Raw genomic sequence first — 24,782 nt, 5'->3', positions numbered from 1 at the left:
GGGTTGCTGTCGCGCTGCTTATTTTACCAGCAAACAACAGGCCAATTATCGCCGACAACTTTTCAATGGCTTACCGATCATCACGACCCGCTGCGACAGTGACACGTTGGATTCGCGACAACGAAGAGAGCAAGGCAACGACACGGCGAACGCGGATGGATTGAGCGCGAGCGTGACCCGCTGCCGACTGCGCCGGGTGGATGAGTCCCGGACATTTGCGACCGGACACTGCCCGAAACAACAGGTTCCGAACCCTGCCTTGAAACCGACATCTTGAAACTCGCGGCCACGCTGTATACTAGCCGCCGCCATGCTGACCTATCCCGATATCGACCCCGTCGCACTCGGCCTTGGACCCCTACGGATCCATTGGTACGGGCTCATGTATCTCGTCGGATTCGCTGCCGCCTGGATGTTGGGGCGCTGGCGAGCAGGCCGGCCCGGCTCGGGCTGGACGGTCGAGATGGTCGACGACCTCATCTTCTACGGCGTCATCGGCACGATCGTCGGCGGGCGGCTCGGCTACATGCTCTTCTACGGGTTCGACCAACTGGCCGCGAACCCGCTGAACATCCTCAAGGTCTGGGAGGGCGGAATGGCCTTCCACGGCGGGCTGGTCGGGGTGCTGATCGCGATCTACTTGTTCGCGCGCCGCCATCGCATGCGGTTTTTTCAGGTCGGCGATTTCCTCGCCCCGCTCGTCCCTTTGGGGCTCTTCGCGGGGCGAATCGGTAACTTCATCAACGGCGAGCTCTGGGGCCACCGGACCGATCTCCCCTGGGGGATGCGCCTGCCCTGTCTGGAATTTCCGGCGCAATGCGCGGATCTCCCCCAAGGGACGCACTGGAGCATCCCGGTGCATGCCTCGCAGCTCTATCAGGCCGCGCTCGAGGGCCTTGCCCTCTTCATTGTCCTCTGGATCTTTTCCAGCAAACCGCGCCCGATGATGGCCGTCTCGGGGCTCTTCCTGCTCGGCTACGGCCTCTCGCGATTCGCCGTTGAATTCGTACGCGTGCCGGATGCGCATATCGGCTATCTCGCATTCGGCTGGCTGACGATGGGTCAGCTGCTCTCGACGCCCATGATCCTGTTCGGCGCGCTGTTGCTCGCGCTCGCCTACGCACGTGCACGCCGCTCGTCGTAGGCCGACGGCGGCATCTGCCCATCTCCGGGACCCTCGGCCTCGGCGTTCGGCCTAAAAAAAGAGCGGCTGAACCGCAAAGAGCGTAAAGGCGATCAATGCCTTGCTTCAGTGACGCTATTCACCCGAAAGGCGAACGTCGTTCGTATCCCATCCTCCTGTCTTCTTTTGCGTCCCGTGCGCCTTTGCGGTTTTACAATCGGGATTTAGGATCCGTTATCGGCTTCCGAGACCCTGGACGCTCGCCGCCGATAGCTCGCAGCGCTCTTTAGAGTCTCGCCCGCGAAGGCATAAAAAAACCGGCCTCGAAGGCCGGTTCTTCCGTGCGCCGGAGATCGGTGCCGAACAGCGACTAAACCATGCCCTTGATGTGGGCGTTCATCCGGCTCTTGTGGCGAGCTGCCTTGTTGGCATGGATCAGACCCTTGCGCGCGGCCCGATCGATACGCGGGACAGCATCCTTGAAGGCTTGAACGGCCGCTTCTTTGTCGCCGGCCTGGATAGCGTTGATGACCTTCTTCATGAAGGTGCGCAGGGTGCTTCGCTGCGAGGCGTTCTGCTGACGACGGTTCTCCGCCTGACGGGCGCGCTTGCGGGCTTGTGCTGAGTTGGCCAAAGGGGTCTCCTGAAAATCCGGCGCTGTGGAGCTGTCATTCGAGTAAAGACCGCGTAGTATCCATATGGCCTCGGGTCCTGTCAATGCGTGCGTGCCTATGCGCACGAAGGTCAAAGCGCTGAACTTGCTCGACAACGCCGCGCTGCGCCTCTCCGGCGAGCCGCCCAACCCGCGCTTGCACGCCGCACCTCGACATTCGAGCGGCGCATTGGTCCCGCCCGAACCGATTTGAACGGCGGGCTTCGGCGAATCCGATCGATCGCCGCCGCCCCCGGACACCCTTATAATCCGCGCTTTTTGCGGAGTCTCATCAGCCGTGGCCTCACTCGCCGCCTCGATCGCCAAGGTCGGTAGCAACACCTTTCTCTCGCGGGTCCTCGGCTTCGTACGCGATCTGGTGATCGCCCGGATCTTTGGCGCCGACGCCGGAACGGACGCCTTCTTCGTCGCCTTCAAGATCCCCAACTTCATGCGTCGGCTGTTTGCCGAAGGCGCCTTCTCCATGGCCTTCGTCCCGGTCCTGAACGAATACAAGGAGAAGCGCGGGTTCGAGGCGCTCAAGGCGTATGTCGATGCGGTCGCCGGCACACTCGGCGCCGTTCTGCTGCTGGTGACCGTGCTCGGCGTGCTCGGTGCGCCGTTGCTGATCCTGGTCTTCGCCCCGGGCTTCGTGAACGAGCCGGAGCAGTTGGCTCTGGCCACCGAGATGCTTCGACTGACCTTTCCGTATCTCCTGTTTATCTCGCTGACCGCCTTTGCGGGCGGCATCCTGAACACCTACGAGCGCTTCGGCATCCCGGCCTTCACCCCGGTCCTGCTCAACATCTCGCTGATCCTTTGCGCGGTCTATCTCGCACCGCTGATGGACCGCCCGATCGTCGCGCTGGCCTGGGGTGTCTTCATCGCCGGGATCGCGCAGCTGCTCTTTCAGATCCCCTTCCTGCGTCAGCTCAAGCTGCTGCCGCGCCCGCGCCTGGCAACCACGGATCCGGGCGTGCGCAAGACGGTCAAGCTGATGGTGCCGGCACTGTTCGGGGTCTCAGTCGGACAGATCAGCCTGCTGCTCGATACCCTGCTCGCCTCCTTTCTGGTCACCGGGAGCATCTCCTGGCTCTATTACTCCGACCGGCTGATGGAGTTCCCGTTGGGCATCCTCGCCGTGGCGCTCGCAACCGTGATCCTGCCGCGCCTGTCGCAGCGTCATGCCGCGGACGATCCGGTGGCCTTTTCGTTCACCATGGATTGGGCGCTGCGTTGGGTCCTGTTGCTGGGCGTGCCTTGTGCCGTCGGCCTCCTGCTCCTGGCCGGGCCCATGATCGCGACCCTCTTCTACTCGGGCGAGTTCGGCGCGAACGACGTGGAGAAGGCCAGACTCAGTCTGATGGCCTACGCGCTCGGACTGGTCGCATTCATGGGGATCAAGGTATTGGCGCCCGGCTACTATGCCCGTCAGGACATGAAGACGCCGGTGCGTATCGCGGTGATCGCGCTCGTGACCAACATGACCTTCAACCTGATCCTGATGTTTCCCTTCGGACATGCCGGGCTTGCGGCGGCCACGACGATCGCGGCCATCACAAACGCCGGCTTGCTGCTGCGCGGCCTACTCAGGGACCGCATCTTTCGACCGAAGCGCACATGGATCCCGCTGATGATCAAGGCGCTGATCGCCAATCTGGCGATGGGCATCGTCATTTATCTGGGGGTCGGCGTGACCGCGGACTGGATCGCCATGGGTCCGGGTGAACGGATCTGGCGTCTGCTGATGTGGATTCTGATCGGCGGGGCCGTCTATGCGACGGCTCTGCTGGCGATGGGCATCCGCCCACGGCACTTCATGGGGCGGGAATAAGGCCAAGCCGCTTCCGGCAAGATTCGAGCGGGTTTCGCCTTGACCCGAATCCGGATCAAGCAGCGGCGCTCGACGTCGGCGAGCGTCGGACGGATGTCGTCGAGACATCTTGTGCGAGCGTCAAACGTCGGGGATGGTTCGAGGCCTTCCGGTGCTCGCGTATACTGGCGTTCCGGTTTCCCGAGGCAGATGGCAATGCGGCTGATCCGAGGCTTACACAACCTGCGCCCGACCGACCGAGGTTGCGTTGCGACCATCGGCAACTTCGACGGTGTTCATTTGGGACATCGAACCGTCTTCCAGCGCCTGTTGGCGCGCGGACGCGAGCTCGGTCTGCCGGCGACGGTCATCACCTTCGAGCCGCAACCGATGGAGTTCTTCGCACCCGAGTCTGCCCCCGCGCGGCTCACGCGGTTACGCGAGAAGCTGGCGGCGATCCAGGACTGCGGCATCGAGCGGGTGATGCTCCTCGAGTTCAACACGAAGCTCGCCGGAATGGGTGCACGCGACTTCGTGCAACGGCTCCTGCTCGACGGACTCGGCGTACGGTATCTCTTGGTCGGCGACGACTTCCGCTTCGGCCGAGGTCGCGAAGGGGACTATGCCCTGCTGCACGCGATGGGCCAGGCCGGCCGGAAGGACGACAGCGGGTTCGAGGTCGAGGATCTGCACACCATCACGCACGGCACCGAGCGGATCAGCAGCACCCGGGTGCGCGAGGCGCTCGGGCGCGGCGATCTCGAGCAGGCCCGTCACCTGCTCGGGCGCCCCTACCGCATGCAGGGCCGGGTTTCCCACGGCGCCAAACGCGGTCGCAGCATCGGCTTTCCGACTGCGAACATCGACCTGCACCGCCGTTTCAGCCCGGTGCGGGGCGTTTACGCCGTCACGGTGTCCGGTCTCGGCCCGACCCCGCTCCCGGCCGTCGCCAATGTCGGCACACGGCCAACCGTCAACGGAAAGGACTATCGCCTCGAGGTCCATCTCTTCGACTTCGATCGCGAGATCTACGGACATCACTTGGGGGTCGAATTCCGTCTGAAGCTGCGCGACGAGCAGCGCTTCGAGTCATTCGATGCGCTCAAGGAGCAGATCCAGGTCGACGCACGGGTCGCACGCGAGTATCTCCAAACAACCGGGCCGCATGACCCCGACAATCGCCCCCTGCCCCCGGTAGCCGGCCTCGGGCCCTGAGTCGGCTCGGGGCTCGGGGTTCGGACCCGGACGCGATCACCTTTGCCTCGCGCGGCCGAGCAAGCCACAATCGTCCTTTGTCCGCCCCGGAACCCGTCGGAGTATCCGACGCGACCCCTTCCGACGCACCGAGACCAAGCCACGTGACCGATTACAAAGACACCCTGAATCTCCCGAACACGGGCTTTCCGATGAAGGCGAACCTCGCCCAACGCGAGCCCGCGATGCTCGAGCGCTGGGAGTCGATGGCGCTCTACGCCCTGATCCGCCAAGCCCGCGCAGGGGCTCCGGCCTTCATCCTGCACGACGGCCCGCCCTACGCCAACGGCGAGATCCACATCGGTCATGCGGTCAACAAGGTCCTCAAGGACATCATCGTGAAGGCGCGCACGCTCGACGGCTTCGACGCGCCCTATGTGCCGGGCTGGGACTGTCACGGCCTGCCGATCGAGCTGCAGGTCGAGAAGAAGAAGGGCAAACCGGGGCACAAGATCAGCGCTGCCGAGTTTCGCGTCGCCTGTCGCGACTATGCCGCCAAGCAGGTCGACGGCCAACGCACCGACTTCAAACGTCTCGGCGTCTTCGGCGACTGGGAGAACCCCTATCTCACGATGGACTTCGGCTTCGAGGCCGAGATCATCCGCTCGCTCGGGCGCATCATCGCCAACGGTCATGTGCAGAAGGGGTTCAAGCCGGTGCACTGGTGCATCGACTGCGGCTCCGCCTTGGCCGAGGCCGAGGTCGAGTATGCCGACAAGCAATCGATCGCCATCGACGTGCGCTTCCCGGTCGTCGAGCCGGAGACGCTCGAGGCCCGCTGTCACGGCACGCCCAACGGCTGCGGCGAGGGTCCGGCCTCGATCGTGATCTGGACCACGACGCCTTGGACGCTCCCGGCCAATCAGGCGGTGGCCCTGAACGCCGAGCTTGAATACGTGGTCGTCGAGGTCGCGTCCGCGCAGGGCCATGAGCGCCTGATCGTCGCCGAGGGGCTGCTCAAAGACACCATGGACCGCTGGGGCATCGAGCAGTATCGGGTGATGGGCTACGGTCGCGGGATCGACTTCGAGGGACTCAAGCTCAAACACCCCTTCTACGACCGCGAGGTGCCCGTGATCGTCGGCGAGCATGTGACGCTCGATGCCGGCACCGGGGCCGTTCATACCGCGCCCGGCCATGGTCTGGAGGACTACATCGTCGGTCAGCGCTATCACCTGCCGGTCCACAACCCGGTCGGCGGCGACGGGCGTTTCCTGCCCGACACGCCGCTCTTCGCGGGCGAGAACGTCTTCAAAGCCAACGAGCATGTCGTCGAGACGCTCAAGGCCAAGGGCGCGCTGTTGCTGGAGACCCGCTTCACCCACAGCTATCCGCATTGCTGGCGTCACAAGACCCCGATCATCTTCCGCGCCACGCCCCAATGGTTCATCGGGATGGAGAAGCAGGGTCTGCGCAAGGCCGCCTTGCGCGAGATCGGCCATGTGAGCTGGATGCCCGATTGGGGTCAGAGCCGGATCGAGGGCATGGTCCAGGGCCGGCCCGACTGGTGCATCTCGCGCCAGCGCACCTGGGGCGTGCCGATCACGCTCTTCGTCCATAAAGCCACGGGCGAGTTGCATCCACGCACCGCCGAGCTGATCGAGGAGGTTGCCGGTCGGGTCGAGCAGCAGGGCATCGAGGCCTGGTTCGCGCTGCACCCGGCGGATCTCTTGGGCGACTCCGAAGGCGCCGAATACGACAAGGTCCAGGACACGCTCGACGTCTGGTTCGACTCGGGTGTGACGCACGCCTGCGTGCTCGAGCATCGCGATGGTCTGCGCGCACCCGCCGACCTCTATCTGGAAGGCTCCGATCAGCACCGCGGCTGGTTCCAGAGCTCGCTCATGACCTCGGTCGCCATGCACGACCGCGCGCCCTACCGTCAAGTCCTCACCCACGGCTTCACCGTCGATGCCAAGGGCGAGAAGATGTCCAAGTCCAAGGGCAACGTGGTCAAGCCTCAGGATGTCATGAAGACCCTGGGGGCGGACATCATCCGCCTGTGGGTCGCGGCCACCGACTACCGCGCCGAGATGGGCGTCAGCGACGAAATCCTCAAACGCACCGCCGATGCCTATCGACGCATCCGCAACACCGCGCGTTTCCTGCTCGCCAACCTCGACGGCTTCGATCCGGCGACCGACCGGGTTGCACCCGAGGCCATGCTCGAGCTCGACCGCTGGGCCGTGGATCGCGCCTTCCGGCTGCAGCAAGAGGTCGTCGATGCCTATCGCGACTACCAGTTCCACGTCATCTATCAGAAGGTCCAGCAGTTTTGTGTCGTCGACATGGGCTCCTTCTATCTCGACGTCATCAAGGACCGTCAGTACACGACGCAGTCGGACAGCCTGCCGCGTCGCTCCTGCCAGACGGCGATGTACCACATCGCCGAGGCCATGAGCCGTTGGCTCGCCCCGATCCTCAGCTTCACCGCGGAGGAGATCTGGCAATACTTGCCGGGCGAGCGCACCGAGACCGTCTTCGTGGAGACCTGGTACGCGGGGCTCTTCCCGCTCGCCGACGGCGACCCCATGGACCGGGCATTCTGGGATCAGGTGATCGCGACCCGGCTCGCCGTCGGACCCGCGTTGGAGACCGCGCGCAAGTCGGGCTTGATCGGCTCGTCGCTGGATGCCGAGCTCGATCTCTATTGTGCCGAGCCACTCTATGCCGTTCTCGGCCGCCTCGGGGAGGAGCTGCGTTTCGCACTCATCACCTCCGAGGTGCGTCTGCATCCCTCGAGCGAGCAACCGACCGATGCGCTCGAGACGGATCTCAAGGGCCTCGCCGTGCGGGTGCGGCCGTCCAAGCACACCAAATGCGTGCGCTGCTGGCATCATCGGCCCGACGTGGGAACTCACGCGGAGCACCCCGAGCTCTGCGGACGCTGCGTAGAAAACGTCGCAGGCAGCGGCGAGATCCGCCGCTATGCCTAAAGCGCACGCGTCTGCAACGCGCGCCGCACCGGCCGCCTCGGCGACCGATTCTGCGACCGGCTCGCGTACCAACGGCGGTATCATGAAACACTGGCTGTGGCTCTCGCTCGCCGTTCTGGTGCTCGACCAGGCCACCAAGTGGTTGGTACTTGGCCTGCTCGAGCCGTTCGAGGTGATCGAGCTCGTCCCGAACCTCAACCTAACCCTGATGTTCAACACCGGCGCCGCCTTCAGCCTTCTGGCCGACGCCGGGGGCTGGCAGCGCTGGCTGTTCGCCCTCGTGGCCGTCGGCATCACGGTCGCACTGACCGTATGGCTGCTGCGCCTGAAATCCGGAGACGGCAGCCTTGCGTTCGGACTGGCTCTCTTGATCGGCGGCGCTGTCGGAAATCTGATCGACCGAATCCTGCTCGGTCACGTGGTCGACTTCATTCAGGTCTATCTTCCCTTTATCCCGCTCGCCGTCTTCAATCCCTGGCCGTCGTTCAACATCGCGGACAGCGCCATCAGTGTCGGCGTCGTGGTCATGCTGATCGCAACCTTGCGGGAGAGCGAACCCACGTGAGCCGAAGCGCGCCGCAGGGATGACCGCGTTTCCGAGGCAGCAGCTCCGCAACCGCACGGACCGAGCAGAGTCGAAACGTTGGAGGACCGGTCGAGGATAGCCGAGCAATCACAGCGACTGCTTCTCGGCTCATCCCTCCCCGATCGCAAACCCAAATCACACCGCACGCCCCGAGAGCAGATCCACTCGCCCGGGGCCGCACGCATCCGTATCCCGGACTCGCGCCCGTCGAGACGGGAAGACCCAACACAAAAGGCTTCGCCATGAAAATCGCCATCCTCTCGCGCAACCCGACGCTCTATTCGACTCGGCGCCTGGTCGAGGCGGCGCGAATGCGTGGACATGACACCAAGGTCGTCGATGTCCTGCGTTGCTACATGAACATCACATCGCACGCACCCTCGATCCACTATCGAGGCGAGGAGCTCAGAGACTTCGACGCCGTCATCCCGCGCATCGGCGCCTCGGTCACCTTCTACGGGACGGCGGTGTTGCGTCAGTTCGAGATGCTCGGGGTCTATCCACTGAACGAATCGGTCGCCATCACCCGCGCTCGCGACAAGCTGCGCTCCGTGCAGCTGCTCTCGCGCAAAGGGATCGGCCTGCCCATCACCGGCTTTGCCCACGCACCGGACGATGTGGAGGATCTCATCAAGATGGTGGGCGGCGCCCCGCTGGTCATCAAGCTCCTGGAAGGCACCCAAGGCATCGGCGTCGTGCTGGCCGAGACCCAACAAGCTGCCGAGAGCGTGGTCGAGGCCTTCATGGGCCTGAAGGTCAACATTCTGGTCCAGGAATACATCAAAGAAGCGAACGGCGCCGACATCCGTTGTTTCGTGATCGGCGACAAGGTCGTCGCGAGCATGAAGCGCCAAGCCAAGCCTGGCGAATTCCGCTCCAACCTTCACCGCGGCGGGAGCGCCTCGCTGATCCGCATCACCCCGGAAGAACGCTCGACCGCCACGCGCGCGGCCAAGATCATGGGCCTGAACGTCGCAGGCGTGGACATCCTGCGCTCCAACCACGGCCCCGTGGTGATGGAAGTCAACTCCTCGCCGGGCCTCGAGGGAATCGAGCGGGCCACCGGCAAGGACATCGCCTCGCAGATGATCGAGCTCGTCGAGAAGAACGCGGTGCTCGGCAAGACCCGCACGCGCGGACAGGGGTGAGGAGAGAGGGGGGAGGAGAGAGGAGTGTTGTCGGTCACTCTATTCCACGCGGATTCCTCAGAGTGATCCGCGCTGACCCTACCGGATTCGTCCCCCGCTCTTGCGGCTGCCTGCGGTCCAGCCGGTCTTGGATCGTTTCAGCCGGCTCCAACGGCGGCACCCGGCCAACTGCGCACGCGGGCACTTCGCCGCTCGGGGTCCGCACTTGCGTGGATAGCCGACGCTCGCCACGTTAACGTGTTGAGTCAGGTAGACAGTCACCAGAATTGTCTTGCCCCCGCCATCGTCCCCGCAATACATCCCACACGGTGCAGTTCCGGTTCGTCCTGCGCCGCGTCCTATTGCACTCGACACCTGTCAGCACGAGCAGGACAATGATGCTTGCTCGCCAAGTACGCCAGGAGCCAAAGATGGCCTCAGCTCAGATCGATATTCCGCAAGACATTTTGGACTCCGCCAGGTTGTCGCCGGAGGCGCTCAAGCAGGAACTTGCCATCAGCCTCTACGCGCAACGGCGGCTTTCGATCGGTAAGGCGCGAGAACTCGCCGGGATGTCCCTGTGGCAGTTTCGCCAGTTGCTGTCGTCGCGGGAGGTACCCGCTCACTATGACGAGAAGGAACTATTGGAGGATCTGGACACTGTATCCAACTGGGATCGTTCGGCCTCATGAGGCGAATTGTCAGCAACACGTCCCCACTGACGAATCTCGCCGCGATCGGCCAACTCAACCAGCTGCATCGGCTTTTCGGCCGTGTCGACATTGCCCACGCGGTCTGGGACGAGCTGAACGCCAACGGGCGCTCCTGGCCTGGTCGCGACGAAGTTGCCCGGGCATCCTGGATCGTTCGCCAAATACCCAAAAACGGCGCGCTGATTCGTGCCTTGCAACGGGATCTCGACCGGGGCGAATCCGAGAGCATTGCGCTCGCGGTCGAGCTGGGAGCAGATCTCATCCTGCTGGACGAGCAGGACGGGCGTCGTATTGCCCAGCAGCAGGGCTTGAAGCCCATGGGAGTGGTGGGTGTTCTGCTGCTGGCGAAGCAATGCGGTCTGTTGTCGGCAATCCGGCCTGAACTCGACGCCTTGCGAACCGATGCCGGCTTCTGGCTTGGGGATTCGGTTTATCAGCTCGCGCTTCAGAAGGCGCGTGAATCATCCTGAATCGGGCGACATGGTCCAATCGTGGTGCATCTCCTATGAGGGGCCAGCATGTTTTTTGCTTCGCCTTGAGATTCATGGATTTCTTTTGGCTGAAAGCTGAGAGTTGACTGCGGAAGGCAGGAGGCAGGAGGCCGAAAACCAAATCCCCCGAAATGGCGATTTCATGACAAGATCGCGGCGTCTGTCTCCAAGGATGCCAGCCGATGACCGTAGATTCAGTCTCCATCGCCGGTCGCGAGATCCAACCCGGGGAGCGCGCCCGGGTCGACATCCCGCTTCCGAATCTCTACACGACCACACCCGTTTACATGCCGGTCCATGTGGTTCGCGGCCGCAAACCAGGCCCGCGTCTGTTCGTGACCGCCTCCATCCACGGCGACGAGATCAACGGGGTGGAGATCATCCGCCGGATGCTGCTGCAAAAGGCGCTGAGCCGGCTGCGCGGCACCCTGCTCGCCGTTCCCGTCGTCAACGTCTACGGCTATGTCCGCCAGTCACGCTATCTCCCGGATCGGCGCGATCTGAACCGCAGCTTTCCCGGATCCGACAAGGGTTCGCTCGCCGCGCGCCTGGCCACGACCCTGATCAGCGAGGTGGTCGAAGGCTCCACCCACGGGATCGATCTGCACACCGGGGCGATCCACCGCGAGAACCTGCCGCAGATTCGCGTCACGCTCAATGCCGGCGAGGACATGCCTGCGTTGGCGAAGGCGTTCGAGACACCGGTCATCCTCGACGCGGAGATACGCCCCGGATCGCTGCGCGCGGAGGCCGCCGCGCGCGGCATCCCCATCCTGCTTTACGAAGGAGGCGAGGCGCTGCGTTTCGACGAGTTCGCGGTGCGCGCAGGTCTACGCGGCATCTTGGGTGTCATGCGTCACATCGGAATGATCCGATCGACCGCGCCCCGCCGCGCCATCGGACACGAACCGCTCGTCGCACGCTCCAGCGTCTGGGTCCGTGCCCATCAGAGCGGCATCCTGCTCTCACTCACCCCGCTCGGCGCGCACGTCAACAAGGGCGACACCCTAGGCATCATCACGGACCCCTTCCGACCGGTCGACGACCCGGTGCTCTCGCCCGTCAGCGGCATCGTCATCGGCCGCACCAATCTGCCGCTCATCACCGAGGGCGAGGCCCTCTATCACCTCGCCTGCTTCGGCAAGCCGGAGACCGCCGCGGCCTTGTTGGAGGAGTATCGCGACGCACTGGATCCGGATGACGAGGAGGAGACGGTGATTATTTGAAGGGCGCTACCGCGGCCTTCGCGATTGCGTGTCCTGCCCATGCCAGCGTGCGAGCACGGCCAGCAGGTTCGCGCGGACAAAGGGCTTCGTGATGAAGTCGTCCATCCCCGCCGACATGCAGCGATCCTCCTCTTCCTTCAATGCGTGCGCCGTCATGGCGATGATGGGCACGCGACCGGGGTAACCGCCGAGGGCGCGAATCCGCCGCGACGCCTCGATCCCGTCCATGACGGGCATGGACACGTCCATCAGAACGCTCCCGACCGGCTCGCCGCAGACCGCCTCCAGAGCCTCCAAACCATTGGTGGCGATACGCACCTGATAGCCTGCCTTCTTTAAGGTCGCCTCGGCCACCATGCGATTGACCTGGTTGTCGTCGACGAGCAGGATCGGCAAGGCGGCACGAGCGTCCTGATCCGACGGGCGACAGCTCGGGGCCGAACGAACGGGTTCGGGCGGGACAATCCGCTCAGCAGGTATCAGCGTCAGCTCGAACCAGAAACAGCTCCCGCGGCCGGGCTCGCTGTCGACATGGATGCTCCCGCCCATCAGATTGACAATGCGCTGCGAGATCGCGAGCCCGAGGCCGGTCCCGCCACGCCGGTCGCGGCCGAGTGGATCATTCACCTGCGTGAATTCGTCGAACAGCCTGGCCTGACGCTCCGGCGGTATCCCGATGCCCGAGTCGATGACCTCGAAGCGCACACGTTGACAGGGTTCGCCGGGGCACTGGGTCTTCACGCGCAGCGTGACTCGGCCCGCATCGGTGAACTTCACCGCATTGCCGGCCAGATTGATCAGCACCTGACGCAAACGCACCGGATCGACAGACACGGTATGGGGCAAACGCGGATCGAGCTCGACCTCGAGCGTCAGATCCTTGGACTGCGCGAGCGGCAGGACCATCGACGCCGCCGCACGCACCAGTGCGCCCAGGTCTGCCCGCTCCGGGTGGAGATCCATGCCGCCCGACTCGATCTTGGAGAGGTCGAGCACATTGTTGATCAGCTCCAGCAGCGCGCGGCCTGCGTCCCGCGCGAGACCGAGCTGCGCATGCTGCTCGGCCGGCAACGTCCAGTCTTCGGCGAGATCGAGCGTCCCCAATATGGCGTTCAGCGGTGTGCGCAGCTCATGGCTCATGTGGGCCAGGAAACGGGATTTGGCCGCATTCGCTCGGGTGGCCTCGACGGATGCCGCCTCCGCCGCTTCGGCGGCGGCCTCGGCACGCCGTCGGGACGCCTCCAGCTCCGTGTAGCTCCGCCGCAGGCGCTCGGACATCGTGTTGAAGGCACGCGCCGTATCCGCGATCTCGTCGCGGCCGCGCACCGGCACCGTGTGCCCCGGACCACCCTCGATGATGGCGTGCGCCGCCCCGCGCAGTCCATCCAGGGCGCGGGTGAGATAGGTCCCCAGCAGGATCGAGAACAAGGCAACCAGCACGACCTCGATCGTCGCGATGCTCAAGAGGTGCGCGCGCGCCTCGGCGAAGAGCTGTTCCTGCCCCGTGGTGGAGATCCCCAGCTCGATGCGGCCGAAATCAATTTCGCCCTCGCGGATCGGCGCGCTTGCATCGAACACCCCGTCGGTCGGGCGCACCTGCTCCGAATCGGCCTCGAACGGCCTGAGGAGAACCTCCGGGCCACCGCGCTGGACCAGGAGATTGCCATAGCCGACGATGCGCAGGTAGGCCATGTGCTCGTTGAGCATGACCTCGTCGGCAAAGGTCTCCAAGCTGGCCAGATCCTCGGACAAGACCGCGTCTTTGGCCAAAGCAGCGAACTGCGCGGCGGTTCCGACGGCCCGCTCGGCGACGGAACGTGCGCTGGAATCACCCAGATAGCTCAGGCTCGACCACACCAAGATGGCGAGCAGGATGATCTCGATCAGCGCGATGCCGATGACGGTCTTGCCGCGAAACGACAGGATCCAACCGGTCCGACCCGGGCTCATCGGCGGATGTCGGGGTTCTCGGTCTCGATCGGGAGATCGATGCCGAGGGCGCGCACGTCGTCCCAATCGGCGTCCTCGCCGGCCTCGATCCCATCGAACTCGATCGCCGCCAGCAGCTCGGCCCCCCGCGGCGTCTCCGCCATCGCCACCATGGCATCACGGATCTTCGCCACCAGTGCCGGATCGACCCCTGGGTGCGCCGCGATGGCGTGGGGCGTGAAATCGGGGGTCGTCCAGAGGACCCGCAGTTGGTCACGCACCTCCGGCTCGGCCCCCTGAAAGGTCCGCTCGATCCCGCCGCCGGCGGGATAGAGCCCCTTGACCACGGCGCGATACACCGAGTCGTGCGAGCGCACATAGTGCGGCTTGATGTCGATCCCGGCCCGGCGCAGCGCGGCCTGCGGCAGGACGCTGGCGGCAAAGGCCGCGGGCGCCGGAAAGGCGATCTCCTGTCCGGCCAGCTCGGCGATGTCCTTGATCGGTGAATCACGCCGCACCACCAGGAGTCCGCGGATGCGCTGATCGCGTTGTCGCGCGAAGGCACGATAGCCCGGGGCTCGGCTGAAGACCGTGTAGTGGTAGGGGTTCATGTAGGCCAGGTCATAGTCGCCCGCGGCCAATCGCTGCTCGAAGGTCGGGATATCCGGTGCCGTGCGAAAACCGATCCGGACCCCTGTGCGCGTGCTCAGGTCCTCCAGGATCGGCGACCAGAGCCGCGCCAACTTGCTGGATGCTTGCTGGGGGACGACCCCGAAGGTCAGCGTGGGGGAATCCTCCGGTTGATGCTCACCCCCTGTTTCCGACCCCGCCTGCGACCCGATCGCACAGGGAAGGTTCAGGGTGAACGCACACAGAAGAATCAACAGAGGCCGGAGCAGCCCAAACGACGAAACACCACGCAAACCGAAGGCGGACCCCGGACGCGAAGAACAAGATTCTGCTGTAGTCATCCGATCGACACCCCTATCGCATGCGCGCCGCAGGATTCGCGACATCCGGCCCCGCCGGCCAAATCCATACTCAGAGCGCTGAATTATCCCGGCCGATTATGGCATATCCTCCTTGCAGGGTCGGAAATCCATCCAACGGGGGCTTGCGCGACGCATCGCAAACCCGTGCATCGCATCGTGAGCACACCCGTCCGGCCTAGCACACGAAAAATTAAACAAGACCACTATCGGAGTCCATCGAATGAAACGCATCGTCCTCGCTTCATCCCTCATCCTTCTCGTCGCCGGCGCCGCCGGGGCCAACGAGCGGTATGCGCAGCAGAAGGTCGTCTATCACATCAACGTCGACGATGCGGCGACACAGACCGCCGCTCTGCGCAACATTCAGAATCACATCGACGCGGTCGGGGCCGACAACATCGAGGTCAAGGTGGTCATGCACGGCGACGGCATCTCGTTGCTCCTCGAGCCGGACGCGTTGGAAGGCACCAAGATGAAGGCAGCCAACGCCGACCAGAACATGGCCGCCCGAATCGATGGCCTGAAGCAGCAAGGCGTTGCGTTCGAGGTCTGCGCCAACACCCTGAAGGGTCGCAATGTCGAGATCGACGACATGTATGACCTGAGCGAGGCCGATATCGTGCCGAGCGGTGTCGCCGAATTGTCGCTGCTCCAGCAGCGGGGCTATACCTATATCAAGCCTTGAGAGTGTCGCGGCCAAGCCACAAACACGCGGGATGGGCGGGGCGCCCAACCGCGTAGCGCATTCTTCGGTAACTGATTTATGCGTTACGATCCAACCGCGGCGAGATGTCTCCGCCGCCCGGTAACCAATCGCCGTGGAGCACCTCGCCGACGGCCCGGGGACAGGTCTTCGGCAGATCGGCGATGCCGGTCTCGCGGGTGGCGGCGTCCAGCGCATCGTCCCGGGCAACGATGTCGGTGTCGTAAAGCTCAGTGAGCTCGGCGGCTTGTGGGTGCGGTTTCACCCCCAATGTGAATGCATCCTCGTGGAGAGGTCGGTTGACGGGACGAATGCTCTCCCGTCACGAACGGCCATCCCTGGCCGGATCATCGGCTCCCTACCCTATCGAGCCGCGTTCAGCGCCGCATGGGCGGCCGCGAGGCGGGCGACCGGCACGCGCGGACCCGAGCAGCTGACATAGTCCAACCCGGCTTGGTGGCAGAAGGCGATGGAGGCCGGATGGCCGCCGTGCTCGCCGCAGATGCCCACGTGCAGGTTGGGCTTGACCGAACGACCCCAGTCCACGGCCAACTGCATCAGCTTGCCCACGCCCTTCACGTCCAACACCTCGAAGGGATTGTCCTGCAGGATGCCGGACTGATTGTAGAGCGGCAGGAACTTGTTCTCCGCATCCTCGCGCGAGAAGGAGAAGGTCGCCTGCGTCAGGTCGTTGGTGCCGAAGGAGAAGAACTCGGCCTCCTCGGCGAGCGATTCGGCGCGCATGCAGGCCCGTACCACCTCGATCATGGTGCCGAACTTGAAGTTCACCGGCTGGCCGTAGGTCTCGGTGACCTCGTCGTGGATGGTGTCGACGAAGGACTTGACCAAGCGCAGCTCCTGCGCGGTACAGACCTGCGGCACCTTGATCTGAGGATGGACCTCGATGCCCGCCTTGGTGCACTCGGCCGCCGCTTCCAGGATCGCCCGGATCTGCATCTGATAGATCTCGGGGAAGGTGATGCCGAGACGCACACCGCGATGACCCAGCATGGGGTTGGTCTCGTAGAGCGCGCGGACCTTGCGCAGCATCGCCTCCTTTTTGGCGATGGCCTCCTCGACGATTGCCGGATCGACCATGCGCCGAAGCGACTCGACATCCTGGCGAACATTGTCGGGCGAGTGCAGCAGCCCCATTGCCCCGGCCAGCACCGTCATGCCTCGGGTGGTGCGGGCGAGGACGCGAAGGTCCGTCAGCTCGCGCTCGAGGACATGCTCGTCGGGCAGGAACTCGTGGATCGGCGGGTCGAGCAAGCGGATGGTGACCGGATTCGGCGCCATCACCTCGAACAGATCGCGGAAGTCCTTGCGCTGTAGAGGCAGCAGCTTGTCGAGTGCCGCCTGACGTGTCTCCGGCGTCTCGGCGACGATCATCTCGATGACGATCGGCAGGCGCTGCACATCGTTGAACATGCGCTCGGTGCGCGCCAGACCGATTCCGACCGCGCCGTACTTGCGTGCGCGGCGGGCATCCTCGGGCGTGTCCGCGTTGGCCATGACCTTGAGCCGGGCCATCTCGTCCGCCCAGCCGAGCAGGACGTCGAGCTCGGGCGTGAAGTCCGGCTCCACCGTCGGGATGGCGCCGAGGTAGACCTTGCCCGAGGTGCCGTCGATGGTGATGACGTCGCCTTCCTTGAAGCTGGTCAAGCCGACCCGCGCCTCGCGCCGGTTCACATCCACGCTGATGCCTTCGGCGCCGGCGACACAGGGCTTGCCCATACCGCGCGCGACCACGGCGGCGTGCGAGGTCTTCCCGCCGCGCGAGGTCAGGATGCCTTCGGCAGCGAAGAAGCCGTGAATGTCCTCGGGCTTGGTCTCCTCGCGGACGAGGATCACCTTCTGGCTCAACTCATGGCCCAGTTGTTCGGCACGATCGGCATCGAAGACCGCGATCCCGAACGCCGCGCCGGGTGATGCCGGCAGACCCTGAGCGACCGGCTCGGCCTTGACCGTCGGGTCCAGACGCGGGAAGAGCATCTGCTCGAGTAGATCGGGCTGGATGCGCAGCAGCGCCTCTTCCTTGCTGATCAGACCCTCGCGCTCCATCTCGACCGAGGTGCGCACCATGGCGACCGCGTTCATCTTGCCGTTGCGGGTCTGCAGGCAGAAGAGCTGACCGCGCTCGATGGTGAACTCGAAGTCCTGTACCTCGCGGTAGTGGGTCTCGAGCTTCTCGCGCAGGATGTCGAGCTGAGCGGCCATCTCGGGCATCTCCGCACGCAGACGCGAGATCGGCTTGGGCGTGCGGATGCCGGCGACGACGTCCTCGCCCTGAGCGTTGACCAGATACTCGCCGTAGAGCTTGTTCTCGCCCGATCCCGGGTTGCGCGTGAAGGCTACACCCGTGGCGGAGTCATCGCCGCGGTTTCCGAAGACCATGGTGACCACGTTGACCGCGGTGCCGTTGGCCATCTCTGGCGTGATGTGGAACTGTTTGCGGTAGTCGACCGCACGCTTGCCGCCCCAGCTGTTGAAGACGGCCTTGATGGCGATCTCCAATTGACGGTAGGGATCGGTCGGGAAGGGATGACCGGTGTGCGCCTCCACGACCCGGAGGAAGCGCTCGCTGACCTCTTTCAGATCGTTCGCGCTGAGGTCGACGTCCTGCTTGGCGTGCGCCGCCTCCTTGACCTCGTCGAGCTCATGGTCGAATGCCGCATCCGGCACCCCGAGCGCGACCTTGCCGAAGAGCTGGATGAAGCGGCGGTAGGCGTCGTAACCGAAGCGCGCATCGCCGGTTGCTCGGATCTCGCCTTGCAGCGTCTCCTCGTTCAGACCCAAGTTCAGAATCGTGTCCATCATGCCGGGCATGGACATGGCCGAGCCGGAGCGCACCGAGACCAACAAGGGATTGTCCGGATCGCCGAACCCCTTGCCGGTCTTCTTCTCCACGGCACGCATCTGCGCATGTACCGCGTCCATCAGGCCGGCGGGCAAGGCACGCTCGGGCGAATCCAGATACTCCAGGCAGGCCGCGGTGGAGATCACGAAACCGGGCGGGACATTCAGCCCCATCTGGGTCATCTCGCAAAGATTGGCGCCCTTGCCCCCGAGCAGTCTCTTATCCTTGCCGTCACCTTCTTCGAACGCGAACACATGGTTGGTGGTTTGGGATGACATTGGTCGAACGTACCTCTCTCGTCTTTTCGTTGCGGGTTGTCTGGACTCAAGCGCGCGGACCCGTGCCGCGGCAACCGGCCTATTGTCGCAGAGCTTCGCGGTTCGGTCGGGAGGAATTTCGTCGAGGGTTGAAGGTGAAAGGCGAACGGTGAAAGGTGAAAGGTGAAAGCTGCTTCGGTTGTGCTGACGAGAGGAAGCACAACGTCCGCCGACGCTTGGTTGTGCCTCGCATGGCTCGGTACAGCCTATGGCCTGCTTCCTGCCCTCAGCGAACGTGAAGCTGGCGGCTGGCGTTCGACGGCGACCTCAGCCGCCAGCCGCCAGATACGCCCGCCAGCCCCCGAGCGCACTGATGTCTCGCGCACCATCCGCCGCGAAGCCCTCGCAGATAAAACCCTTTTCCCAATGGCCGTCGGCCAGCTCGACGCTGCCGAGGCCGAGCGGTGCCGGGATGCCGGCGAGGAAGCTGCCGACGGTCGTCTGCGGAAGCGCCCAGACCTCGACATCGATGGCGACGCCGCCGGTCGGGACCCGGATCAGACCGGGGCGCTCGGGCGGGCCGCCGGGGAGTGCATAGAGTCGATAACGGGGCGTGGTCTTGGTTGCAGCCAAGAGACGGGCGCCGCGCTCGATCAGCTGGTGATTGAGCGCGAGTCCCGAGAGGTGGGCGCCGCAGACGACCAGAGGGAGCATCGCGGGGTCGGTCTCCTTCGGGCTGTCCGCAGGACGCGAATCGGCGCGTCCCGTTGCCCATCGGGAAACCGGCGACACCGGATGCCCGGTCGCGCCTTGGGTGGGCCAAGCGGTCTGGCTCGGATCCAGGTGGAGACGCTCGGCCAAGCGCGCGAGGATCACGTCGCTGAAGGCGGGACCGAAGAGGGTCACGCCGAACGGCAGACCGTCGGGCCGCATCCCCGCGGGCACGGCGACAGCGGCCAGATCCAGCAGGTTCATGAAGTTGGTGTAGTAGCCCAGGCGGCTGTTGAGCCGAATCGGATCGGCGGCGACCTGTGCGATCCGGTAGGGGGTCGCGATCGTCGGCGTGAGGATGCAGTCCAGCTCGGACCAACAGGCATCGGCAGCGCGCTTGATCTCGGCCAACCGATATTGGGCCTTGAAGGCATCGACCGCCCGCGCCTCGACGGCCGGCTCGATGATGGCGCGTGTGACCGGGTGCAGCGTCTCGGGGCGGGTTCGGATCCAGTCCTCGATGGCGGCGTAACGCTCCGCGACCCAGGGGCCCTCGTAGAGTAGGCGGGCCGCCTCGGAAAACGGGGTGAAGTCGATGGTGACCGCCTCGCCGCCGAGTGCGCGGAGGCGTCGCACTGTCGCCTCGAACAGTCGCTCGCTCACCGTGTCGCCGAACCACTCGAGCGTCGCGGGCACGCCGAAACGGAAGGATGCATCGGTCGCTCCTTGGTCCCGCAGCGGCGTCGACGGTGCGGGCCGCGCAAAGGGATCCTCCGGGTCAAAGCCGGCGACGATCGGCATCAGCTGGTCGGCATCGGCCAGATCGAGCGTAAAGAGGCTCACGCAGTCGAGCGTGCGGCAGGCCGGCAAGACACCGCGGGTGCTGAGCAGACCACGGGTCGGCTTGATGCCGACGAGGTTGTTGAGCGCCGCCGGGACACGCCCGGAGCCGGCGGTATCCGTCCCCAAGGCGAAGCTGACGAGCCCGTGCGCGATCGCCGCCGCGGACCCCGAGCTGCTGCCTCCGGCGATGTAGTCCGGATCGAAGGCATTGGGCACCGCGCCGTAGGGCGAGCGGGTGCCGACCAGACCGGTCGCGAGCTGATCGAGATTGGTCTTGCCGACGGGCAACGCGCCGGCGGCGATCAGGCGTTCGACGACGGTGGCCGAGCGCTCCGGCGTCCAGGCGAGCTCCGGCAGCGCGGCGGTGGTCGGCACGCCCGCGAGGTCGATGTTGTCCTTGATCGCGAAGGGGATGCCGTAGAGCGGGAGCGTCTCGGGATCGGTCTCGGACAGCCGCGCCAGATAAGGCGCCAGCTCGGCGTCGGACAGGACGTGGATCCAGATATTGTCTTCCGCATGCTCGGCGATCCGGGCGCGGATCTGCTCCACCAGCGTCGCGGGTGTGAGCCCGCCCTCGCGATAGGCCGCGCGGAGATGACGGATCGAGAGGTTCAGGGGCGTCTGCGGTGTTCGGCTCATGCCGTCTTCTCCGTTGCGTCGGCGGCGGTATCCAGCACCAAGAGCGCCTGGCCGGGTGTCACCTGGGCGCCGCTGCGACAGAGGATGCGCGCGACCCGTCCGCTGCGGTCGGCATGCACGGCGATCTCCATCTTCATGGACTCCAGGACCAGCAGCACTTGGCCGGGCTCGACCTGCTGCCCGACCTCGACCGCGAGCTGCCAGACACTGCCGTGGACATGGCTCTCGATCGCCAGCTCGCCCGGCGCGAGCCGCAGCGACTCGGCCTGCTCGTCGATGTGCCCGGACGCGCCGCTGCCGACATCCTGATCGACCTCGAGCTGACCGGCCGCGGCCCAGCGCTCGCGCTCGGCCTCGAAGGCGGCCTGTTGGCGTGTCTTGAAGACCGCGATCGACTCCGCGTTCGTTTGGAGAAACGCCTGGTATTCGGCCAGGCTGAACCGCGTCTCCTCAACCTGAAGCCGAAAGCCGCCGCGCGGGAAGGCCTCGCGCAGCTCGGTCAGCTCCTGCTCGGAGACCGGGTAGAAGCGGATCTGGTCGAAGAAGCGCAACAGATAGGGCCGCTCGAAATCCGGGGTGCGCTTGAAGCGATTCCACATCTGAAGCGTGCGTCCGACGAACTGATAGCCGCCCGGCCCTTCCATGCCGTAGACGCAGAGATAGGAGCCGCCGATCCCGACGGCGTTCTCGGGTGTCCAGGTTCGGGCCGGGTTGTATTTGGTCGTCACCAGACGATGTCTTGGATCCAGCGGCGTGGCGACCGGCGCGCCCAGATAGACATCGCCCAGGCCCATCACCAGATAGCTCGCCTCGAAGAGGATGCGCCGGACATCATCGATGCTGTCGAGCCCGTTGATGCGGCGGATGAACTCGATGTTGCTCGGACACCAGGGCGCGTCCGGTCGTACCGACTGCATGTATTTCTCGATCGCAAGCCGGGTGGACGAGTCATCCCAGGACAGAGGGAGATGCACCACGCGCGCCGGGACGGAGAGCGACTCGACATCGCCGAGGGCCTGCTCGCGCGCGACGAGCCGGTCGAGCAGAGCGCCGAGCTTCAGCGCACGGCTGTCATAGCGCACCTGCAAGGAGCGGATGCCCGGAGTGAGCTCCAGCACGCCTGGGATCGGCTCGTCGCGGAGCGAGAGCATCAGCGCATGCACCCGGAAGCGCAGCCGAATATCCAGCACCTGCGGGCCGTACTCCACCAGCAGGTCCTTGTCGCCCGAGGCCCGGTAGGTGACGCCGACCGGATGCTCGGGGGGATCGATTCGACGCACGCGCGGGTCGGCGGGAGGCAGCGGCTTGGCCTTCACCGCAGCCGGCGCCGCGAGCCGGGAGATCATGTCGTCCCGCGCAGCCTCCAGCGCGTTGGCGGTCTCCTGAGAGACCGGCACAAAACGCACCCGATCACCCGGCCGGAGCTGACCCAGACACCAGCGGTCCGCCGAGATCACCGTCGCCGGGCAAACGAACCCGCCCAGACTCGGCCCGTCAGGACCCAGGATCACGGGCATGTCGCCGGTGAAATCCAGCGTCCCCAAGGCATAGGCGTTGTCGTGTATGTTCGACGGATGCAGTCCGGCCTCGCCGCCGTCGGGCCGCGCCCAGGTCGGCTTCGGACCGATCAGACGCACGCCGGTGCGGCTCGAGTTGTAGTGCACCTCCCAGTCGGTCGCGAAGAGGGTCGCGATGTCCTCGTCGGTGAAGAACTCGGGTGCACCGTGCGGCCCGTAGATCACCCGCAGCGTCCAGGTGTCGCCGTAGCGCGGGATGAGAGGCTCGGGGAGACCGGACAGGCTCGGACCACCATCGCTCCCGTCCGTGAGCGTCCCCGCAAACAGATCCGGATCGGTCGCCAGATGTAGGACATCCCCCACCTGCAACGGACGCCCACCATGCCCGCCGAATCGGCCGAGTGTGAAGGTGGCGCGACTGCCGAGATAGGTCGGCACCTGCAGGCCACCGCATACCGTCAGATAGGCGCGCGCGCCGGATCCGACCATCGCACCGAGACGCAGCACCTCCCCGGCGCGCACGGCCACGGGACGCCACCAGGGCACCGGGCGTCCGTCGATCTGTGCCGCCATCTCGGCTCCGGTCAGACAGACGCGCGCATCGCGATTGAAACGCAGCGTCGGCCCCGTGACCGTGAGCTCCAGCCCGGCGGCGTCGGATGGATTGCCGAGCATCCGGTTGCCGAGCCGAAACGCCAGATCGTCCATGGGTCCGGACGGGGGGATACCGACGTCCCAGTAGCCCAGTCGCCCCGGCCAGTCCTGGACCGTGCTCTGAGTGCCGGCGGCGAGAACGTCGATAGTGTCCGGCCGATAGTCGAAGCCGGCCAGTGTAGCCGTGTGGTGGCGACCGGCCACGACCTCCGGGTCACGCATGACTTGGCGCAGATACCCGAGATTCGTCTCGATACCGGCGATCTCGGTGCGCTCCAGCGCCTGCTCCAGACGCGCGAGCGCCGCGGGGCGATCCTTCGCATGGACGATGACCTTGGCGAGCAGCGGATCATAGTAGGGCGAGACCTGCGTGCCGGTCTCGATCCAGGTGTCGACGCGGACATCCGGCGGCAGCTCGACGTGCGTCAAGAGCCCCGCGCTCGGCTGAAACCCCTTACCCGGATCCTCGGCATAGAGGCGGACCTGGATCGCGTGGCCTTGCGGCTCGACGGACAGCCCGCCGAGATCCGGAAGGCTGCCCGCACCGAGGCGCACCATCCACTCGACCAGGTCGACCCCGGTCACCGCCTCCGTCACCCCGTGCTCGACCTGAAGACGCGTGTTGACCTCCAGGAAATAGAAAGCGGCACGCTCCGGGTCGTAGATGTACTCGACGGTCCCCGCCGAGCGATAGGCCACGGCGGCACCGAGTCGGCGTGCCGTCTCGAGCATGGCGGCGCGCAGCTCGGGCGGCAGATGCGGGGCCGGGGTCTCCTCGACGACCTTCTGATTGCGCCTCTGCAGGGAGCAATCGCGCTCGCCGAGTGCCGCGACGCCGCCGAGCCCGTTGCCGAAGATCTGCACCTCGATATGCCGCGCCCCGCGCACATAGCGCTCGAGGAAGATCCCGGCATCGGCGAAGTTGCTCTGACCGAGTCGACGGACCCGCTCGAAGGCCTCGGTCAGCGCGTCGACATCCGCGCATTGCTGCATCCCGATCCCGCCGCCGCCCGCCGTACTCTTGAGCATCACCGGATAACCGATCCGCTCCGCCTCGCGCCGCGCCTGCTCGGCGTCCTCGAGCAGACCGCTGCCGGGCAGCAAGGGTACGGCGTTGGCCGCCGCCAGCTCACGCGCACGGTGTTTCAACCCGAAGTCGCGCAACTGCGCCGGGGTCGGTCCGAGAAAGACCAGACCGCGCTGCTCGCAGGTCTCGGCGAAGCTCGCGTTCTCCGAGAGAAAACCGTAGCCGGGATGGATGGCCTGCGCCCCGGTCGCCTCGGCCGCGTCCAGGATTCGGCCCATGTCCAGATAGGACTCGGCCGCGAGCGCCTCGCCGATGCAGACCGCTTCGCCGGCCAGGCTCACGTGCCGGGATGCGGCATCGGCGCGCGAATAGACCGCCACCGACCCGACTCCCAAGGCGTCGAGCGTGCGGATGATGCGGCAGGCGATGGCGCCGCGGTTGGCAATCAAGACCTTGTCGAACATCGTCGGCGATTCCGAGCGGTCGCGGGTCGTCCCGCGTCGATAACATGACCCGCGGGGTCGTCCCCGTGGTCCTCCAAGCCTTGAACCGGGCCCGGAGCAGTATGCGGTGTTCCGGGATGGGAACGGCCCCGGCAGTCTTGACGAAGCTCGGAGCTGACCCGGTTCAAGAGATCAAAAAATGATTTGGACCCGGTCCCCGCTAAAGACCCTGGATGCATCAAAGGTCCAGCTCTCTCGAAAATCAGCATCTCGCTCCGGGCGCGGT

17 protein-coding genes are annotated in these 24,782 nt (G+C 65.3%); 10 read left to right on the top strand and 7 right to left on the bottom strand.

Annotated features, from left to right (window positions below; genetic code table 11):
* Positions 1 to 310 precede the first annotated feature (310 nt).
* Positions 311 to 1,144, top strand: a complete 834-nt coding sequence (gene lgt, locus THIMADRAFT_RS11070) for a prolipoprotein diacylglyceryl transferase (protein WP_007193120.1) — start codon at positions 311 to 313, stop codon at positions 1,142 to 1,144.
* A gap of 349 nt (positions 1,145 to 1,493) precedes the next feature.
* Here the strand turns inward: lgt and rpsT are convergent, their stop codons facing one another.
* Positions 1,494 to 1,757, bottom strand: coding sequence for a 30S ribosomal protein S20 (gene rpsT, locus THIMADRAFT_RS11065; protein ID WP_007193119.1), 264 nt, complete (start codon positions 1,755 to 1,757; stop codon positions 1,494 to 1,496).
* A 316-nt stretch (positions 1,758 to 2,073) separates the two neighbouring features.
* On the opposite strand from rpsT, the gene murJ reads away from it, so the two are divergent.
* The 8 genes from murJ to THIMADRAFT_RS11025 all read left to right on the top strand — a co-directional run bounded on the left by murJ (position 2,074) and on the right by THIMADRAFT_RS11025 (position 11,921).
* On the top strand, positions 2,074 to 3,609 hold the full coding sequence (murJ, locus tag THIMADRAFT_RS11060) for a murein biosynthesis integral membrane protein MurJ (protein ID WP_007193118.1): 1,536 nt from the start codon (positions 2,074 to 2,076) through the stop codon (positions 3,607 to 3,609).
* Positions 3,610 to 3,804: 195 nt separating this feature from the next.
* Positions 3,805 to 4,803 carry a bifunctional riboflavin kinase/FAD synthetase gene (gene ribF / locus THIMADRAFT_RS11055; protein ID WP_007193117.1) on the top strand — a complete coding sequence of 333 codons (999 nt, stop codon included), beginning with the start codon at positions 3,805 to 3,807 and terminating at the stop codon, positions 4,801 to 4,803.
* 143 nt (positions 4,804 to 4,946) lie between these two features.
* Positions 4,947 to 7,778, top strand: a complete 2,832-nt coding sequence (gene ileS, locus THIMADRAFT_RS11050) for an isoleucine--tRNA ligase (protein WP_007193116.1) — start codon at positions 4,947 to 4,949, stop codon at positions 7,776 to 7,778.
* An 82-nt stretch (positions 7,779 to 7,860) separates the two neighbouring features.
* Positions 7,861 to 8,343 carry a signal peptidase II gene (gene lspA, locus THIMADRAFT_RS11045; protein WP_040731162.1) on the top strand — a complete coding sequence of 161 codons (483 nt, stop codon included), beginning with the start codon at positions 7,861 to 7,863 and terminating at the stop codon, positions 8,341 to 8,343.
* A 263-nt stretch (positions 8,344 to 8,606) separates the two neighbouring features.
* Entirely contained in the window at positions 8,607 to 9,512 is a 906-nt protein-coding gene (rimK, locus tag THIMADRAFT_RS11040) for a 30S ribosomal protein S6--L-glutamate ligase (protein ID WP_007193114.1), read from the top strand.
* A 410-nt stretch (positions 9,513 to 9,922) separates the two neighbouring features.
* The gene (locus THIMADRAFT_RS11035; RefSeq protein WP_007193113.1) at positions 9,923 to 10,183 is read left to right on the top strand and encodes a UPF0175 family protein; all 261 of its coding nucleotides are present in this window, start codon (positions 9,923 to 9,925) and stop codon (positions 10,181 to 10,183) included.
* The gene (locus THIMADRAFT_RS11030) at positions 10,180 to 10,674 is read left to right on the top strand and encodes a DUF3368 domain-containing protein (RefSeq protein WP_007193112.1); all 495 of its coding nucleotides are present in this window, start codon (positions 10,180 to 10,182) and stop codon (positions 10,672 to 10,674) included. Before THIMADRAFT_RS11035 ends, THIMADRAFT_RS11030 begins: the two co-directional genes overlap by 4 nt.
* Before the next feature lie 203 nt (positions 10,675 to 10,877).
* The gene (locus THIMADRAFT_RS11025; protein ID WP_007193111.1) at positions 10,878 to 11,921 is read left to right on the top strand and encodes a succinylglutamate desuccinylase/aspartoacylase family protein; all 1,044 of its coding nucleotides are present in this window, start codon (positions 10,878 to 10,880) and stop codon (positions 11,919 to 11,921) included.
* Positions 11,922 to 11,927: 6 nt separating this feature from the next.
* Here THIMADRAFT_RS11025 and THIMADRAFT_RS11020 read toward each other — a convergent pair whose 3' ends face one another.
* Both THIMADRAFT_RS11020 and THIMADRAFT_RS11015 read right to left on the bottom strand, forming a co-directional pair.
* Positions 11,928 to 13,871 carry an ATP-binding protein gene (locus THIMADRAFT_RS11020; RefSeq protein WP_007193110.1) on the bottom strand — a complete coding sequence of 648 codons (1,944 nt, stop codon included), beginning with the start codon at positions 13,869 to 13,871 and terminating at the stop codon, positions 11,928 to 11,930.
* Positions 13,868 to 14,632: a phosphate/phosphite/phosphonate ABC transporter substrate-binding protein gene (locus tag THIMADRAFT_RS11015; protein WP_267878405.1), complete on the bottom strand. Its 765-nt coding sequence runs from the start codon at positions 14,630 to 14,632 to the stop codon at positions 13,868 to 13,870. Before THIMADRAFT_RS11015 ends, THIMADRAFT_RS11020 begins: the two co-directional genes overlap by 4 nt.
* Positions 14,633 to 15,062: 430 nt before the next feature.
* On the opposite strand from THIMADRAFT_RS11015, the gene THIMADRAFT_RS11010 reads away from it, so the two are divergent.
* Positions 15,063 to 15,527 (top strand): DsrE family protein, encoded by a 465-nt coding sequence (locus THIMADRAFT_RS11010; RefSeq protein ID WP_007193108.1) that lies wholly within the window; start codon positions 15,063 to 15,065, stop codon positions 15,525 to 15,527.
* Positions 15,528 to 15,603: 76 nt separating this feature from the next.
* Here the strand turns inward: THIMADRAFT_RS11010 and THIMADRAFT_RS11005 are convergent, their stop codons facing one another.
* The 4 genes from THIMADRAFT_RS11005 to uca all read right to left on the bottom strand — a co-directional run bounded on the left by THIMADRAFT_RS11005 (position 15,604) and on the right by uca (position 24,517).
* A complete protein-coding gene (locus THIMADRAFT_RS11005; protein WP_040731080.1) occupies positions 15,604 to 15,810 on the bottom strand; it encodes a hypothetical protein in 207 nt (68 codons plus the stop codon).
* 98 nt (positions 15,811 to 15,908) lie between these two features.
* The gene (ppdK, locus tag THIMADRAFT_RS11000; RefSeq protein WP_007193106.1) at positions 15,909 to 18,683 is read right to left on the bottom strand and encodes a pyruvate, phosphate dikinase; all 2,775 of its coding nucleotides are present in this window, start codon (positions 18,681 to 18,683) and stop codon (positions 15,909 to 15,911) included.
* A 306-nt stretch (positions 18,684 to 18,989) separates the two neighbouring features.
* Entirely contained in the window at positions 18,990 to 20,855 is a 1,866-nt protein-coding gene (gene atzF, locus THIMADRAFT_RS10995; protein ID WP_007193105.1) for an allophanate hydrolase, read from the bottom strand.
* A complete protein-coding gene (uca, locus tag THIMADRAFT_RS10990) occupies positions 20,852 to 24,517 on the bottom strand; it encodes an urea carboxylase (protein ID WP_007193104.1) in 3,666 nt (1,221 codons plus the stop codon). The genes atzF and uca overlap by 4 nt, the downstream gene beginning before the upstream one ends.
* Positions 24,518 to 24,782: the final 265 nt, after the last annotated feature.

It is taken from the genome of Thiocapsa marina 5811, assembly GCF_000223985.1.
GTDB classification, from domain to species: Bacteria; Pseudomonadota; Gammaproteobacteria; order Chromatiales; family Chromatiaceae; genus Thiocapsa; species Thiocapsa marina.
The sequence above is the reverse complement of the archived record's forward strand: the minus strand, read 5'-3'. Positions and strand labels throughout refer to the sequence as shown.